This is a genomic window from Microvirga tunisiensis (genome assembly GCF_009296175.1).
In the GTDB taxonomy this organism is placed as follows: Bacteria; Pseudomonadota; Alphaproteobacteria; order Rhizobiales; family Beijerinckiaceae; genus Microvirga; species Microvirga tunisiensis.
On record NZ_VOSK01000002.1, the window covers coordinates 68,331 to 82,690 of the forward strand.

14 protein-coding genes and 2 pseudogenes are annotated in these 14,360 nt (G+C 60.7%); 13 read left to right on the forward strand and 3 right to left on the reverse strand.

All coding sequences use genetic code 11. The features are described from left to right. Positions 1 to 8 precede the first annotated feature (8 nt). Together FS320_RS01530 and denD are read left to right on the forward strand one after the other, a co-directional pair. On the forward strand, positions 9 to 1,019 hold the full coding sequence (locus tag FS320_RS01530; RefSeq protein ID WP_152708843.1) for a TRAP transporter substrate-binding protein: 1,011 nt from the start codon (positions 9 to 11) through the stop codon (positions 1,017 to 1,019). Positions 1,020 to 1,145: 126 nt separating this feature from the next. After that, on the forward strand, positions 1,146 to 2,126 hold the full coding sequence (gene denD, locus FS320_RS01535; protein ID WP_152708844.1) for a D-erythronate dehydrogenase: 981 nt from the start codon (positions 1,146 to 1,148) through the stop codon (positions 2,124 to 2,126). 548 nt (positions 2,127 to 2,674) lie between these two features. On the opposite strand, the gene FS320_RS01545 is transcribed toward denD, so the two are convergent. After that, a complete protein-coding gene (locus tag FS320_RS01545; protein ID WP_244626914.1) occupies positions 2,675 to 2,860 on the reverse strand; it encodes a hypothetical protein in 186 nt (61 codons plus the stop codon). Between the two features lie 329 nt (positions 2,861 to 3,189). Here FS320_RS01545 and FS320_RS49635 point away from each other — a divergent pair, with 329 nt between their 5' ends. The 6 genes and pseudogenes from FS320_RS49635 to FS320_RS01565 all read left to right on the forward strand — a co-directional run bounded on the left by FS320_RS49635 (position 3,190) and on the right by FS320_RS01565 (position 7,968). Next, on the forward strand, positions 3,190 to 3,435 hold the full coding sequence (locus FS320_RS49635) for a globin family protein (RefSeq protein WP_274597139.1): 246 nt from the start codon (positions 3,190 to 3,192) through the stop codon (positions 3,433 to 3,435). After that, positions 3,353 to 4,003, forward strand: a pseudogene (locus tag FS320_RS49640) (protoglobin domain-containing protein); the annotation flags it as partial. The gene FS320_RS49635 and the pseudogene FS320_RS49640, both read left to right, overlap by 83 nt. A 64-nt stretch (positions 4,004 to 4,067) precedes the next feature. Then, positions 4,068 to 4,484 carry a methyl-accepting chemotaxis protein gene (locus FS320_RS49645; RefSeq protein WP_274597140.1) on the forward strand — a complete coding sequence of 139 codons (417 nt, stop codon included), beginning with the start codon at positions 4,068 to 4,070 and terminating at the stop codon, positions 4,482 to 4,484. A gap of 694 nt (positions 4,485 to 5,178) precedes the next feature. After that, on the forward strand, positions 5,179 to 6,159 hold the full coding sequence (locus tag FS320_RS01555; protein WP_152708846.1) for a S1C family serine protease: 981 nt from the start codon (positions 5,179 to 5,181) through the stop codon (positions 6,157 to 6,159). 106 nt (positions 6,160 to 6,265) lie between these two features. Then, entirely contained in the window at positions 6,266 to 7,102 is an 837-nt protein-coding gene (locus FS320_RS01560) for an aldo/keto reductase (protein ID WP_152708847.1), read from the forward strand. Positions 7,103 to 7,134: 32 nt separating this feature from the next. Further along, positions 7,135 to 7,968 carry an inositol monophosphatase family protein gene (locus FS320_RS01565; protein WP_152708848.1) on the forward strand — a complete coding sequence of 278 codons (834 nt, stop codon included), beginning with the start codon at positions 7,135 to 7,137 and terminating at the stop codon, positions 7,966 to 7,968. Here FS320_RS01565 and FS320_RS01570 read toward each other — a convergent pair. Together FS320_RS01570 and FS320_RS01575 are read right to left on the reverse strand one after the other, a co-directional pair. Further along, on the reverse strand, positions 7,959 to 8,600 hold the full coding sequence (locus tag FS320_RS01570) for a helix-turn-helix transcriptional regulator (RefSeq protein ID WP_152708849.1): 642 nt from the start codon (positions 8,598 to 8,600) through the stop codon (positions 7,959 to 7,961). The two genes, FS320_RS01565 and FS320_RS01570, sit on opposite strands and share 10 nt — an antisense overlap. Further along, positions 8,597 to 9,712: an aminotransferase class I/II-fold pyridoxal phosphate-dependent enzyme gene (locus FS320_RS01575; protein ID WP_152708850.1), complete on the reverse strand. Its 1,116-nt coding sequence runs from the start codon at positions 9,710 to 9,712 to the stop codon at positions 8,597 to 8,599. Before FS320_RS01575 ends, FS320_RS01570 begins: the two co-directional genes overlap by 4 nt. A gap of 210 nt (positions 9,713 to 9,922) precedes the next feature. Here FS320_RS01575 and FS320_RS49650 point away from each other — a divergent pair. From FS320_RS49650 to FS320_RS01595, 5 genes and pseudogenes are all read left to right on the forward strand, one after another. Next, positions 9,923 to 10,546, forward strand: a pseudogene (locus FS320_RS49650) (pyridoxal phosphate-dependent aminotransferase); the annotation flags it as partial. Next, entirely contained in the window at positions 10,506 to 11,015 is a 510-nt protein-coding gene (locus FS320_RS49655; protein ID WP_274597141.1) for an aminotransferase class I/II-fold pyridoxal phosphate-dependent enzyme, read from the forward strand. The pseudogene FS320_RS49650 and the gene FS320_RS49655, both read left to right, overlap by 41 nt. A 12-nt stretch (positions 11,016 to 11,027) precedes the next feature. Continuing rightward, positions 11,028 to 12,425: a M20/M25/M40 family metallo-hydrolase gene (locus FS320_RS01585; RefSeq protein ID WP_152708852.1), complete on the forward strand. Its 1,398-nt coding sequence runs from the start codon at positions 11,028 to 11,030 to the stop codon at positions 12,423 to 12,425. Further along, positions 12,422 to 13,384: a pyridoxal-phosphate dependent enzyme gene (locus tag FS320_RS01590; protein ID WP_152708853.1), complete on the forward strand. Its 963-nt coding sequence runs from the start codon at positions 12,422 to 12,424 to the stop codon at positions 13,382 to 13,384. The genes FS320_RS01585 and FS320_RS01590 overlap by 4 nt, the downstream gene beginning before the upstream one ends. Positions 13,385 to 13,397: 13 nt before the next feature. After that, entirely contained in the window at positions 13,398 to 14,357 is a 960-nt protein-coding gene (locus tag FS320_RS01595; protein ID WP_152708854.1) for a Rossmann-fold NAD(P)-binding domain-containing protein, read from the forward strand. Positions 14,358 to 14,360 lie beyond the last annotated feature (3 nt).

Below are 14,360 nucleotides of genomic sequence, written 5' to 3' on the forward strand. Positions count from 1 at the left end.
AAACAATCATGAAAGCATTCAAATTCGCTCTTGCTGCCGGTGTGGCGGCAACGGTCATGGCGGCCGTTCCGGCCTCCGCCCAGTTCACGGAGCGCAATATCCGCATTTCCAATGGCGTGAACGAGGATCACCCCAATGGCAAGGGTGTCGAGAAATTCCGGGCCTGCCTGACGGATAAGTCCGGCGGCAAGCTGAAGGTTCAGGGCTTCTGGGGCAATGCCTTGGGTGGAGACCTCCAGGCCACGCAGGCGCTTCGCTCCGGCACCCAGGAAATAGTCGTCACATCGAGTTCGCCCCTCATCGGCATTCTGCCGGAACTTGGCGTTTTCGATCTGCCGTTCCTTTTCGCCAACGAGAAGGAAGCCGACACTGTTCTCGACGGCAGCTTTGGCAAGCATATCGACACGAAGCTCGAAACGGTTGGGCTCGTCAACCTCGCCTATTGGGAGAACGGCTTCCGTAATCTCACCAACTCTCGCCGTCCGGTGGAGAAATGGGAGGACTTCAAGGGCCTGAAGGTTCGTGTCATGCAGAACAACGTGTTCCTCGACACGTTCAAGAACATGGGCGCCAACGCCGTGCCGATGGCGTTCGGCGAGGTCTTCACGGCTCTGGAAACCAAGGCTATCGACGGCCAGGAAAATCCGTTCGTGACCATCGACACCTCAAAGTTCTACGAGGTGCAAAAGTACCTTTCCGTGACCCGCCACGCCTATACGCCGTTCCTCGTTCTCTACTCCAAGAAGCTGTGGGACGGGCTGTCGAAGGATGAACAGGCAGCTCTGCGGGATTGCGCCGTCGTGGCTCGCGACGAGCAGCGCAAGGTATCGCGCGAGCTGTCGCAGGCGTCTCTCAACAAGATCAAAGGCGAAGGAACTGTGGTCAACGAGCTGAATGCCCAGGAGGCCGATCGCATGCGCGAGCAGGCGAAATCGGTCTGGGAGAAGCATGCCGCAACCATTGGTCCTGAGACGGTGAAGTTGATGCAGGCAGAGCTGGAGAAGGTTCGGCAAAAGTAAGCCTGTTACCCTGACCCGAACTACGCCGTTCGAGGAAGTTAACCTCGAACGGCGTAGCCACCCATTTTTTTCCAACCTGGAAGTCCCTCGAGGCCGCCAGGTACGATTTGAAAAGATTGTTGATCGATGCAGATCCTCATTCTCGGGGCGGCCGGGATGGTCGGCCGCAAGCTTACGGAACGCTTGGTGAAGGAAGGTCGATTGGGGGGAGACGCGATCACGCGTCTCGTTCTGCATGACGTGGTCGAGCCCGAGCGCCCTCAGGCATCCTTTGCCATCGATACGCTGACCTCCGATTTCTCCGTTCCGGGAGAGGCGGAGAAGCTCGTTGCAAGTCGTCCCGATGTCATCTTCCACCTTGCCGCCATCGTTTCCGGCGAGGCCGAGGCCGATTTCGACAAGGGCTACCGGATCAATCTCGACGGTACCCGGTTTCTGTTCGATGCCGTCCGCACCATCGGGGATGGATACAAGCCACGACTTGTCTTCACGTCCTCCATCGCCGTTTTTGGCGCTCCGTTCCCGGAGGCGATCGGGGATGAATTCTTTCTGACGCCGCTTACGAGCTATGGCACGCAGAAGGCGATGGGTGAGCTGCTTCTGGCCGATTACACGCGACGCGGATTCTTCGATGGCGTAGGGATCCGGCTGCCCACCATCTGCGTACGGCCTGGAAAGCCCAATAAGGCGGCTTCGGGCTTTTTCTCGAGCATCATCCGTGAACCGTTAAACGGCCAGGAGGCCGTCTTGCCGGTCTCGATGGATGTTCGTCATGCCCATGCTTCGCCGAGATCCGCCGTCAATTTCCTTATCCATGCGGCGACCATCGATCCATCCAAGATCGGTCCGAGACGCACCCTGACGATGCCGAGTGTGTCGGTAACCGTGGGTGAGCAGATCGAAGCGCTTCGGCGCATTGCCGGCGAGCGGGCCGTCGGCTTAATCCGTCATGAACTCGATCCGAACATCATACGGTTCGTCGAGGGATGGCCCCGCCGCTTTGATGCCAGTCGCGCTGAAAGTTTGGGCTTCCGTGCCGAGTCCAACTTCGACGATATCATATCCATCTACATCGAAGATGAACTTGGCGGCGTCGTTCCAACGTGACCGGTGCTCCGTGGAGCCATAGAGGCAATCGACTGTAGAGAAGGATTTCAGCCCTGGGGCCGTTCCGGAAAGTAACGCTGCCTGAAGGAAGCCCATTTATGAACTGCCCAAAGCGTGAAGCGTCCGACGGGCTTCTGCAATATAGGTACGTCATAGGCAATCAACAGAAGGCCCAGGGGAAGCATCCATAATCCCAAGAACGGGAGGATCGAGAAGATCCCACCAAAGATGAGCAGGATTCCCGCCGGAATCCTGACCCATCGCGAATCTGGATGGCGGAGGCTGCGAAGGATGCGAGCGACCTTGCCCGGCACCTCATGCTCCAGACGTCTGAACGCCTGCCTCAGAACGGCTCTTCCGCTTTCGTGTCTCATGCTCTTTGAAGTATCCATCGCCGAGAGGAGTTCCGAGAAAGCCTCGGAAGAGAGACTGCAATTCCCCGAGGCTCAGCCTTTCTCGACCATGGACATTGAACGCGAGCTGAATCCGCACCCCGTCGTCCGGTGCACGTCAGAAGAAGAACAGGCTCGCTTTCGCCCGGATTCGCTTTAAGGATTGAGACCTGAGAGTGCGTCGGCAACAGCCTGCGTACCCTGTTCCCGGACCCGCATGATCCTGAGAGCCCGCTCTTTCTGCTCGAGGCGGTAGAGATAGGGGTCGAACTCGAGCGGAAGGGCGGGATCGCCGAGATAACGCGGCTTCTCCGCTCGTTCATAATAATCGGCTCTCAGCATCTTCCCGAGATGTTCCTGTACCGAGTGGGGGAGCGGCGGCACGTTATGACGCGCCGACAGTGCCATAGAGCCCGGTTGGACAAAATCCGAGCGGTTCGCAATGTTATCAAGCATCGAAAAGCCCCGCAAAACTGCTTAGATTAACGCGCAACCGGCGGCCTGGTTGCAGCCAAGATTGGCACAATCTGACGCAGGTCGCTCGTCCAACGGCTGGGCCGGGGCGGCTCGGCAAGCCTCGGCCAAGACTGACGACCTAGAGGACTCGTCCGTTACCAGTTCAGGGTAGAACTTTGCAAAACGATTCATTACTTGCTGAACGGCTCAAATTCATGGGCATCGATAGCGGGGTTTGCCAAGACCTTCAGTCGGTATGGAAAGATATATCCCCTGAGCTGCCGAGGATCCTCGAGCGCTTCTACACGCATATGCATCGGCAGCCGCAGCTGTCCAAACCTGATCGGAACGCAACAATCCCGGCTCGTTTCGGCTCAGATGGCGCACTGGGGCAGGCTTTTCAGTGGCAGCTTCGATGCAGCCTATGTGGAAGGTATCCGCCGCATCGGTCTCATTCATAACAAGATCGGACTGGAGCCTCGCTGGTACATCGGCGGCTATGCCTTCATCCTCAATGAATTGGTTCATGTCCTCTCGAAGAAACATCGCTTCGGTAGGGCATCGTTCGCCCGCAAGCTGACGGTGGTGAATCAGGCAGTCATGCTGGACATGGACTTTGCGATTTCCGTGTATCAGGAAGCCTTCGTCCAGGATCGCCAGAAGAAAGGTGAAGTCCTGTCGCAGGCTGTCGCTTCTTTCTCCGACGCGGTGCGGGAGAGCCTGCAGATCTCGGGGCAGGCGAGCGGCGCTCTGTCGGAAAGTGCGACGGCCCTCGATGAGGCAACCGGAAGCGCCAGTAACCTTGCCATTCAGGTCACGACGGCGGCCGAGCTGACGGCTTCGAACATGCAATCGGGAGCAGCCGCGACGGAGCAGCTGGCATCGTCCGTTCGTGAGATCGGGCAGCAGGCCAGTCGCTCGGCGGATGTCGCGCGACATGCCCTGGAGAACTCTCAACGCACGAAGGATTCCGTCAACGGATTGGCCGAGCAGGCCAAACAGATCGGAGATGTGGTCGATCTGATCGATCGAATTGCGGCTCAAACCAATCTGCTCGCACTGAATGCCACGATCGAGGCGGCCCGTGCTGGAGATGGGCAAGGGCTTTGCCGTTGTGGCGCAAGAGGTCAAAACCCTCGCCAACCAAACCGCCAAGGCGACAACCGAGATCGGCTCACGCATCGGCGCGATCCAGGAAGCTACGCAGCGCAGCGTGTCCGATATCGACAATATAGGCCAGATCATGAAGGAGCTGAGTGGTATTGCCACGGCGATTGCGGCTGCCGTCGAGGAACAGGCTGCGGTGACATCGGAAATCGCCGTGAACGTCAACCAGACTACCGATCATACCCACGCGGTTGTCCGGAGCATCGAGGCTCTGACCGGATCGACAGCCTCCGCGGCCGCAGCTGCGCAGCACGTCTCGAGCGCCAAGCACACCCTGGATCAACAGCTTCAGCGCTTGCGACAGGACATCGACCAGTTCCTCGCGACGGCGAGGGCTGCCTGAAGAAGGCGCGGAGAAAGGCCGAGCTCCATCGGCCTTTCCCAAATTCATGCGTCGGTCCGACAGGCACGGCGCACCTAGAGGAATAGAACCGATAGGGGTCCGATTTACTTGCCTTGCCCAGCTGTACAAAGTCGACGGAAGTAGTTTTGCCGTCGAATCGTGTCTTTTGGGGTACAGACACGACCCCGCAAATCAGACACCTTGCCGACGGTTGATACCGGGATTGCTTTCCGGTGCAGTTGACGGAGCCGTGGGGGCTTCTGTGTGGGGGCACAGGTGGATCAGACGAACCAGGAAATCGAGCATATCGCTCGGGCATTCTTTGTTGCTAGGCACGAAACCGGGGCTTGGGAAACGGCGTCGCGGGTTCTGAAGCACGAGTTCCGCCTCTATGCTCGGCATGCTCTGTGCATGCTTGAAAAGAAGCAAGAGAACATTGGGGCTGATGGGCGTGAAGTGACACCGGCTCGATCCCTTGAGGCGGCCTGACAGAGGCCTTTTGCCGCCGGAAGCGGGCGAGGTTCGTTTCCCGCGGCGCCTCCGGGGATGAGCCATAGGCTCAGACGTCTCATCGGATCCGATACAGGCATCACGGCTTTTTGCGCGTCAAAAGGGGGAGGCCTGTTGAAGGCGCCGCCTTTCCTGCCATTTTGAATGGGTGCAGACTCTCTCCAGGGAGTCTGAGGAGCATTTCATGCAATCACCCGACGAATGGGAAATCCCTCCTGAGTACCAGCCCGATCCGAGAACCCTCGGCTATGACCTCAAGGATGCTCTGGCCGCCATAGTTTCCCTTCGGGCACGGGTTTCCGACGATGCCTTTACCGCTGAGACGCTCGGTACGGAACGGGCAGGACAGGGCGTTGTCATCCGGGACGACGGCCTTGTCGTCACCATCGGCTACTTGATTGCCGAGGCCGAGGAGGTCTGGCTGACCACCAACAAAGGCCGGGTCGTTCAGGCCCATGTGCTCGCTTACGATTATGAGAGCGGTTTCGGATTGGTGCAGGCGCTCGAACCCCTGGGCGTGCCGGTACTGGCCTTGGGCGATTCCCGCCACCTGGAACCTGGCGATCAGGTCGTGATCGGGGGCAGCGGGGGGCAGAGTCATTCTCTTGCCGCACAAGTCGTCGCCTGCCAGGAATTCGCCGGTTATTGGGAATATCTCATCGATCCAGCCATCTTTACCGCGCCGGCTCATCCCAATTGGGGTGGAACGGCCTTGATCGGGCCACGTGGGGATCTGGTCGGCATCGGTTCGCTACAACTCCAGCATCAGGCTTCCGGAGGCACTGTGGTGCCCCTCAACATGAGCGTGCCGATCGATCTTTTGAAGCCGATCCTGGATGACCTCCTGACCCGCGGACGCACCAAGAGTCAGCCGCGGCCCTGGCTCGGATTCTATGTTGCGGAAGCAGAGGACGACCAGATCACCATCATCGGCTTGGCCGGGGATGCGCCGGCACAGCGCGCGGGCCTGCGGGCTGGGGATCAGATCCATGCGGTTGCCGGCCAACCCGTGACTTCGTTGGCGGAATTCTATCGTGCCATCTGGGCCCTGGGCGCCGCCGGCGTCGATGTCCCGCTGACCCTCGAGCGGGAGGGGGACATGTTCGATGTGACGGTCCGGTCGGCCGACCGGGGCCGCTTCATGAAGGGACCCCGCCTGCAGTAACCATCGAGGGTCCGTGGCAAGTGCGTTGCGCTCGCCGCTGCGCTGTTCTCCGTCACCGATCGTGCAGATCCTGAGCGGGCGTCGTCCCTCGGGTGGAGATTGAGACATGAGCCTGAAAGTTACGTTGCCAAGCGGCGAAACCGTACCTGCTCTCGGGCAGGGGACTTGGCAGATGGCCGAGACGGCAAGCCGCCGGAAGCAGGAGATCGAAGCGCTTCGCCTCGGCGTCGAGCTTGGCATGACGCTCGTCGATACTGCCGAAATGTATGGGGAGGGCGCCTCGGAGGAACTCGTCGCCGAAGCTCTCGTCGGACAGCGCGACCGGCTTTTCCTCGTGAGCAAAGTCTACCCCCACAATGCGAGCCGCCAGGGTGTCGTGCAGGCGTGCGAGCGCAGTCTCAGACGTCTGAAGACGGACCGGTTGGATCTCTATCTGCTGCACTGGCGTGGAAGCGTGCCGCTGGAGGAGACGGTTGCCGGGTTCGAGGAGCTTCGCCGCTCCGGCAAGATCCGCCACTGGGGCGTCAGCAACTTCGATACCGACGACATGGACGAGCTGCTTCGCGTCCCCGCAGGAGAGAATTGCGCCGCCAACCAGGTGCTCTACAACGTGACGCGCCGAGGGCCGGAATTCGATCTGATCCCCTGGATGACCGAGCATCGAATGCCGCTCATGGCCTACAGCCCGATCGAACAGGGCAGGCTTCCACGCGGTGGTGTTCTGCAGAGGATCGGGCAGAAGTACGGCGCAAGCCCGTTCCAGATAGCCTTGGCGTGGCTTCTCCAAAAGCCGGATGTGATCGCGATCCCGAAAGCCTCGAGTCCTGATCACGTACGGGACAATCATCGAGCGCTTGAGATCCGGCTCAGTCCGGAGGATCTTGACGCCATCGATGCGGAGTTTCCCACGCCCAGGCGCGAGCGCCCGCTTGAGATGATCTGACAGTTTAATCAGAAGCAGGACACCAGAAGCCCATGACCTTCACCCGAGCCGATGCACTCGCCGTTGCGGACATTCTCAGAACGACGGCTCAAGCCGAGATCCTGCCGCGGTTCCGGAATCTGTCGGCTGATGCCATTCGCACGAAGTCGTCGCAACTCGACCTCGTGACGGATGCGGATGAGGCCGCCGAGCGTGTCATCGAGGCCGAGCTCCTGCGCCGATTTCCGGGAGCGCTGGTCGTCGGGGAGGAAGGCGTCAGCCGAAATGCGAGCATGCTCGACGGACTCGGCGATGCCGAGCTCGCCTTCATTCTCGATCCGGTCGACGGCACCTTGAATTTTGCCTCGGGCCTGCCGCTCTTCGGCGTGATGGCCGCTGTAGCGATCAAAGGCGAGATCGTCTGCGGGGTGATCCTGGATCCGATCTCGGACGACTGGGCGATGGCCGTTCGCGGAGAGGGGGCCTGGATTCAGCGCCCGGACGGCAGCGCCAGCCCGCTTCAGGTTGCTTCGTCGGTGCCCCTGTCGCAAATGGCGGGCAACGTTTCATGGCGCTATCTGCCCGAAGACCTTCGCCCCGTCGTGACGGGAAATCTGCCGAAGGTTGCGATGGCGGCCGATCTTCGCTGCGCGGCGCATACCTATCGCCAGATTGCGGCCGGTTACCTTCACTTCTCGTTCTCGTCGAGCGTGATGCCATGGGATCATGCGGCCGGCTGGCTGATCCATCGCGAAGCCGGCGGGTACACGGCGCATTTCGACGGTTCGCCTTACCGTCCCGTCAATCGCGGCGGCGGTCTCATCAGTGCGCCGGACAAGGAGAGCTGGCAGGCCGTGCGTGATGCCCTTCTCCCGCCTCAGACCTGATCCTTCTTGAGATAGTTGTAGACCGTAGCGCGGCCCAGGCCCAGCACGCGCGAGATGTAGGCCGCCGCATTGCGTCCGCCGAAGGCCCCATCGCCGGCAAGATCGGTAACAAGCTGCTGTTTCTGCGTGCGGCTCATCTCGGCGACGGTGAGACCGCGCTCGCGGGTCCATGACTGGATGTATTCGTTGATGCGTTCGTGCCAGTCCTCCTTGAACAGCGAGGCCGGCTTCTCGGGCGATTGCGGTACGGCGACGAGGGCGGTCAGCGTCTGCATGACGGCATGAAAATGCGAGACGTCCACGTTGATGCAGAGAATGCCGATGGCCTTGCCATTTGCGCGCAGGACGGCGCTGACCGACTTGATGCGCCGCCCGTCCCAGTTCACCTTCTCATAAGGTCCGATGATGATGTCCGACGGCTTGAAGTCGATCTCGTGCAGGAGAGACGGCTCACCGAGCTCCCGCTTGGAAAAGGGGTTGGACAGGTAGACCACTGTCTCGGTCGAGAGATCGTGGAGCACCACTTCCGCATAAGGTTGGAAGAGCAGGGCGATGGCATCGCAGATTGGCGCATAGCTCGCCAGTTCCGGCGCGAGCGTCACCTTGGGGTTGGCTTTGCGCGTCCGGCTCATTTGAGCTCTGTACGGACGAAGGCTGCTAGCCGATCCAATCCCTCCTCCAGATGATGAGCGGGCGCCCCAATGCCGATCCTGATGTAATGATCCATGCCGTACACGTCGCCCGGCAGAAGCATGATGCCGCGCTCTTCGCGCAAGCGATGCACCAGCTCCGTCGAGTTCATGGACATGGCATAGCGGATGAAGGCCATGCCACCGGCTTTGGGCGGCACGAAGGAGAACAGGTCGCCGTTGGCATCGACCCAGCGCTGCAGCAGCGCGAGGTTCTCGCGCAGGATGCGCTTGCTGCGGGCGAGGATCTCCTGTCGCTTGGCCGGCTGCACGGCGATCTCCGCCACGAATTCGCTCACCGCGCCCGTTGTGATCGAGGTGTAGTCCTTACGCTGCCAGGAGGCATAGATTTCCTGAGCCGGGCCGACGAGCCAGCCGATGCGCAGGCCGGGGAGCGCCATCGCCTTCGACAGGCCGCTCGTGATGATGGCTTTCTCATAGAGGTCGGCGAAGCTCGGAGGCTCGTCCTGATCGAGCTCCGCGCCTTTATAGACCTCGTCCGCATGGAGGTAGATGCCGTGCTGTCGGGCTATCGCGACGAGACCATCCATTGTCTCGCGGGACAGAACGCTGCCGGTCGGGTTGTTAGGATTGCAGATCGTCATCATCTTGGTGCGGTGCGAGATGGCTTTGCGCACGTCGTCGAGATCGGGCGTCCACCCGAGTTCCTCGCGGAGCAGTACCTCCTTTACATCCACGCCAATGGCGCGGGCCCAGCCCCAGATCTGCAGGTAATTCGGAACGAAGACCACGAGTTCGTCGCCGGGCTCCAGAAGCGACATCACGAGCAGAAAGTTCGCCTCGGCCGAGCCGTTGGTGACGATCACGTGGTCTGCATTGCGGTCGGGGTGAAGATTGGCGATCGCCTGCCGCAGCTCGACGCGGCCGTTGGTCCAGCCATAGCCGAGTTCCACGTCGAGCACTTGGCTTTGCTGCTCGGGCGTCAGAAGCTCGCGCAGGGAATAGGGGTGCACGCCGCTGTCGGACAGGTTGTACTCAACCGTGTTCTCATAGAGCGACTGAATACGCTCGAGCGTGAATTCTTCGATCTTCATGATAATCCCTGCACTGAAGGCAATGCGTACGGTCTTTAGCACCACTAAATTGGACTTCACAGTCCAAATTGGACTTGACGGTTTAATTCTAGACCTGCCATGGTCCGCGTCTGCCGGCTGCCATGACGATGCCGTGGAGCGGCAATTTCACTATGCTTGCCTCGACGCCATCCCGAATTGGAGCATTTGGTGCAGTTCGATACTTTCCTGATGGAGCGAAACCAGACGCGGTTCGAGAACGGCGTCGAGATCAATCTCACGGAGAGCGGGGTGCATCCCTGCACCATCGAGGAGATCCTGCCGGGGGACGAGGCCCAGGCGCTGCTGCGGCAGCCCCTCGGCTATGGTTGGACGGACGGGCGGCCGGATCTGAGGGCCGCCATCGCGAGTTGGTATCCGGGAGCCTCTGCCTCCAACGTTCTGGTGACGAACGGCTCATCGGAAGCGACGATGATCACGCTGATGGCGATGATCGATCCCGGGGACAAGGTGCTCTTCGCCGTTCCCAACTTCATGCAGGTCGATGGGCTCGGACGTGCCTTGGGCATGACCATCCAGCGCCTTCCCTTGCTGGCCGATCAGGACTGGCAGGTCGATCCAGACGCCCTCACGAAGGCGATGGACGGCGTGAAGCTGATTTCGGTCACCAATCCCGGCAATCCGACCGGTGCAGTCCTGTCGCGCCGCAGCCGCGAGGCTCTTCTGGACGCGGCGCAGACAGCAGGTGCCTGGCTTCTCGTCGACGAGATCTATCGCGGCGGCGAGATCGACGGGCCGGAGACGGAGACCTTCTATGGGGCGTATCCCCGCGTCATCGTCACCAGCAGCCTGTCCAAGTCCTTCGCGTGCCCCGGGACTGCGTCTCGGCTGGATCGTCGGGCCCGAAGGCGTGGTCGAGGAGGCTGCCGAGCGGCAGGATTACACGACGATCGGAAGCGGAATCTTAAGCCAAATCCTCGGGGCTGCCGTCATGGAGCCGAAGAACCGCGAACGCATTCTGGCAAGGGGGCGAGCCCTGTTGGGCGAGAACGCCGATATCGTGGAGCGCTGGGTCGAGAAGCGGAATCGCTGGTCCTGGCAGCGTCCCGCTGCCGGCGGCATGGCGTTCCTTCGCTACGATTTCGACATGTCGTCGGAGGATCTGTCGAGCCAGCTGAGAGAAGAGGAAAGCGTCTTCGTGGTTGCCGGAACTTGGTTCGGGATCGATAATCACATCCGCATCGGCATCGGTGTGAAGACCGAGCATCTGGTGGAAGGATTGGCCCGTCTGGACGCATTCCTTTCCCGCCACGGCATGGCCTAGAGAGCATGGACCATGCTGCCGCTTGAACACTTGGTGCGGGCAAGGGAGGATCTCCGGCGCCTTGTCAGTATTCCATCGGTGAGTGCGCGCGGGGAATGCCTTTCCGAGTGCGCTCATGCCGTTCGCGACCTGCTCGTCGCGGCTGGATTTCAGACGGAGATCTGCGCTGGGGACATTGGCCCATTCGTCGTGGCTGAGATCGGCCATGGTCCCCTGACCATCATGGTGTGCAACCATTACGACGTGCAGCCCGAGGATCCGATTTCCCTGTGGCATAGTCCTCCGTTCGAACTGAGCGAGCGCCATGGACGATGGTATGGACGGGGCGTTGCCGATGACAAAGGGGAGTTCATCAGCCGCCTCGAAGGCTGGCGTCTGTTCCGCGAACGACATCCAGGGCCTTTGCCTTTCAGACTCATCTGGCTCGTCGACGGCGAGGAGGAGATCGGCAGCCCTTCGCTCGAGGCATTCCTGAAGACACGCTTCCAGGACGTGAAGGTCGATGTCTGCTGGTGGGAATATGGCGAGATCGACTCGAACGGTCGCCCCATCGTTCTCTGCGGCTTCAAGGGCGTGATGGCCGTCGAATTGCACTGCCGCACGGCCAGGGCCGATCTGCATTCGAGTCTGGGTGCGGTCTTCGACAATCCGCTGTGGCGGCTTGCCGCCGCAACGGCCTCCTTGCGTGACAGATCCGGCCGCGTTCTGGTCGATGGTTTCTATGACACGATCTGGAAGCCTACGCAGGATGAGCGTAATCTCGCGGCCAAGCCTCCGTTTTCGTTCGACAGCCTGGTTGAGGCAACCGGCGGACAGAAGGTTCTGCACGGCATCGATGAGATCAGTTTCTATGCGGCGATGAATTTCGAGCCGTGCATGAACGTCAACGGCTTTTTCGGCGGTTATGCAGGCGAGGGCGCCAAGACCGTGCTTCCGGCCGATGGCTCAGTCAAAATCGATTTCCGCCTCGTGCCGGATCAGGATCCGCAGCACGTCGTGGGCCTCCTTCGCGCTCATCTCGATCGGCACGGCTTCGAAGATGTCGAACTCATCGTTCATGACGCCAATGTGAAGCCTGTCCGATCGTCGACGGATCACTGGTTCATTCAGGATGCCCAGGAGATTCTGGAGAAGCATTTCGGGCGGCAAGTCATCGTGCAGCCGAGTTCGCCCGCCTCCGGCACGGCGCATCCCTTCGTCGAGCAACTCGGTGCGGACATCGTCGGCATCGGTCTCACCCATCACGGCGCCATGCTCCATTCGCCGAATGAGAACGTCATCATCGAGCAGTTCGAGACGATGATCGAATGCTCCGCGGCGCTCTTTTGGCGCCTTGCGGAACGAGCGGCCGGAATGAGGTCGCAGGCTGAGTTGGATACAGTCGATCCGATACAGGGAGTGACACCATGAACAGCATCGTTCTAGAAGCTGCTGCACGGTCGGTTCAGGCGCGTCGGCGCATCCGCCAGCATATCTTCGAGACGCCTTTGTTGCCGTCCCGCCAGATCGGCCGCGAGACGGGGGCCTCCGTTTCCTTCAAGGCCGAAAACTTTCAACTCACCGGCTCCTTCAAGATCCGGGGTGCTGCAAGCAAGATGACATCGCTCGGGCTCGACCGAGGCGTCATCACGGCATCGTCCGGCAACCATGGCATCGCATCGGCGCAGGCTGCGGCGTCAATCGGTCAGGCTTTGACCATCGTGTTGCCTGAGAACGTTTCTCAGGCAAAACTCGAGCGGATCCGCTCCTTCAACGTGAATGTGATCCTGCACGGTGCCGAGAGCGGAGCGGCGGAGCTTTACGCGCAGCAGCAGGCGAGCTCCCGCGGCCTCGTCTATGTCTCACCCTATAACGATCCCGAGATCGTTGCCGGGCAGGGGACCATCGGGCTGGAACTGCTCGAACAGGCCGAGAGCATCGACAATGTCTTCGTTGCCATGGGCGGAGGCGGTCTGATCGGCGGCATCGGATCCGTACTCAAGAGCTTCAGCCCGCGAACGCGGATCTACGGTGTGGCCGCTCGGAATTCGGCCGCTCTCGCCGCCTCCCTGACGGCGGGGCGCGTGGTCGCAACCGAGCATTTCGACACGCTTGCCGACGGTGTTGCCGGCGGCATGGACGAGGACAGCATCACGCTGCCGCTTGCACTCTCCATCATCGACGAGGTCGTCACATGCACGGAGGCCGAGATTGTTGACGCTCTCAGGGATCTGGCTTTCAGGGAGAACCAGATCGTCGAGGGCGCGGCGGCTCTTGCCCTGGCAGGGTTTCTCAAGGTTGCCGAGCGCTGCAAGGGGCAGAAGAACATCGTGGTTCTTTGCGGAGCCAATTTCGATCGCGACAAGATCTTTTCTGTCCTGAACGGTTAGGCTTGCAAACATCATGGTGGCTTCGTCTCCGATCACCTTTCTCGATCTTCCACAAATCGAGGAGCGCCTCAAAGGTCTCGATCTGGTCGGCCTGATGGAGGGGGCATTCGCGGCCTTCTCCCGCGGCGAGGCGGTGGTGCCGATGCCCGGTGAGCTGCTCCTCATTGAGCCGCCGGGCGAAGTTCATATCAAGTATGGATACCTGACCGGGGGAGATACCTATGTGATCAAGATCGCCTCCGGGTTCTGGAATAATCCGGCAAGGGGCCTCAGCAGCAGCGACGGCCTCCTTCTCGTCTTCAAGAAGGAAACCGGCGAGCTGGCCGCGGTGCTCAACGACCGGGGGCGCCTGACGGATCTGCGCACGGCTGCGGCAGGCGCGGTTGCCGCAAAGCACCTTGCTCCCGAGAGAGTGGATGCGATCGGCGTTCTCGGCTGCGGCATCCAGGCTGAGCTGCAGGTGCAACTGCTGCAATCGGTCCGTCCGTGCCACGACATCGTGGTCTGGGGGCGCAATCCGGAGCGTGCGTCGGCCTATGCGAGACGGATGCGGTACAAGGAATTTTCCGTCGAGATCGCGTCATCGCCGTCGGAGGTTGCGTCTCGCTGCCGGCTGATCGTCACCGCAACCGCCAGCCCATCGCCGCTTCTGCAATGGAGCGATCTTCACCCAGGCACCCATGTTACTGCCATCGGCGCAGACAGCGCCGACAAGCAGGAACTCGATGAGACGATCATCCGCAAGGCCGATATCGTCGTGACGGACAGCAGGGCCCAAGCCCGGTCGCGCGGCGAGTTGGGGCACGCCTATGGTTCCGATGGCATTGCCATGAATCGAGTGATCGAGATCGGCGAAATCGTCATGAGAACGGCGCAGGGGCGTGTGAATCCAAACCAGATTACCGTTTCGACATTCTCAGGATTGGCCGTTCAGGATATCGCGATCGCATCGGCCGTTCTGAAGCAGCCGTGATGC

Coding starts and splice junctions, on each gene's coding strand:
- FS320_RS49635 (WP_274597139.1), top strand. CDS start 3,190: ATGGGCATCGATAGCGGGGTTTGCCAAGACCTTCAGTCGGTATGGAAA.
- FS320_RS01585 (WP_152708852.1), top strand. CDS start 11,028: ATGCTGCCGCTTGAACACTTGGTGCGGGCAAGGGAGGATCTCCGGCGC.
- FS320_RS01530 (WP_152708843.1), top strand. CDS start 9: ATGAAAGCATTCAAATTCGCTCTTGCTGCCGGTGTGGCGGCAACGGTC.
- FS320_RS01590 (WP_152708853.1), top strand. CDS start 12,422: ATGAACAGCATCGTTCTAGAAGCTGCTGCACGGTCGGTTCAGGCGCGT.
- FS320_RS01575 (WP_152708850.1), bottom strand. CDS start 9,712: ATGAAGATCGAAGAATTCACGCTCGAGCGTATTCAGTCGCTCTATGAG.
- FS320_RS01570 (WP_152708849.1), bottom strand. CDS start 8,600: ATGAGCCGGACGCGCAAAGCCAACCCCAAGGTGACGCTCGCGCCGGAA.
- FS320_RS49655 (WP_274597141.1), top strand. CDS start 10,506: ATGGGGCGTATCCCCGCGTCATCGTCACCAGCAGCCTGTCCAAGTCCT.
- denD (WP_152708844.1), top strand. CDS start 1,146: ATGCAGATCCTCATTCTCGGGGCGGCCGGGATGGTCGGCCGCAAGCTT.
- FS320_RS01555 (WP_152708846.1), top strand. CDS start 5,179: ATGCAATCACCCGACGAATGGGAAATCCCTCCTGAGTACCAGCCCGAT.
- FS320_RS01560 (WP_152708847.1), top strand. CDS start 6,266: ATGAGCCTGAAAGTTACGTTGCCAAGCGGCGAAACCGTACCTGCTCTC.
- FS320_RS49645 (WP_274597140.1), top strand. CDS start 4,068: ATGGGCAAGGGCTTTGCCGTTGTGGCGCAAGAGGTCAAAACCCTCGCC.
- FS320_RS01565 (WP_152708848.1), top strand. CDS start 7,135: ATGACCTTCACCCGAGCCGATGCACTCGCCGTTGCGGACATTCTCAGA.
- FS320_RS01545 (WP_244626914.1), bottom strand. CDS start 2,860: ATGCTGAGAGCCGATTATTATGAACGAGCGGAGAAGCCGCGTTATCTC.
- FS320_RS01595 (WP_152708854.1), top strand. CDS start 13,398: ATGGTGGCTTCGTCTCCGATCACCTTTCTCGATCTTCCACAAATCGAG.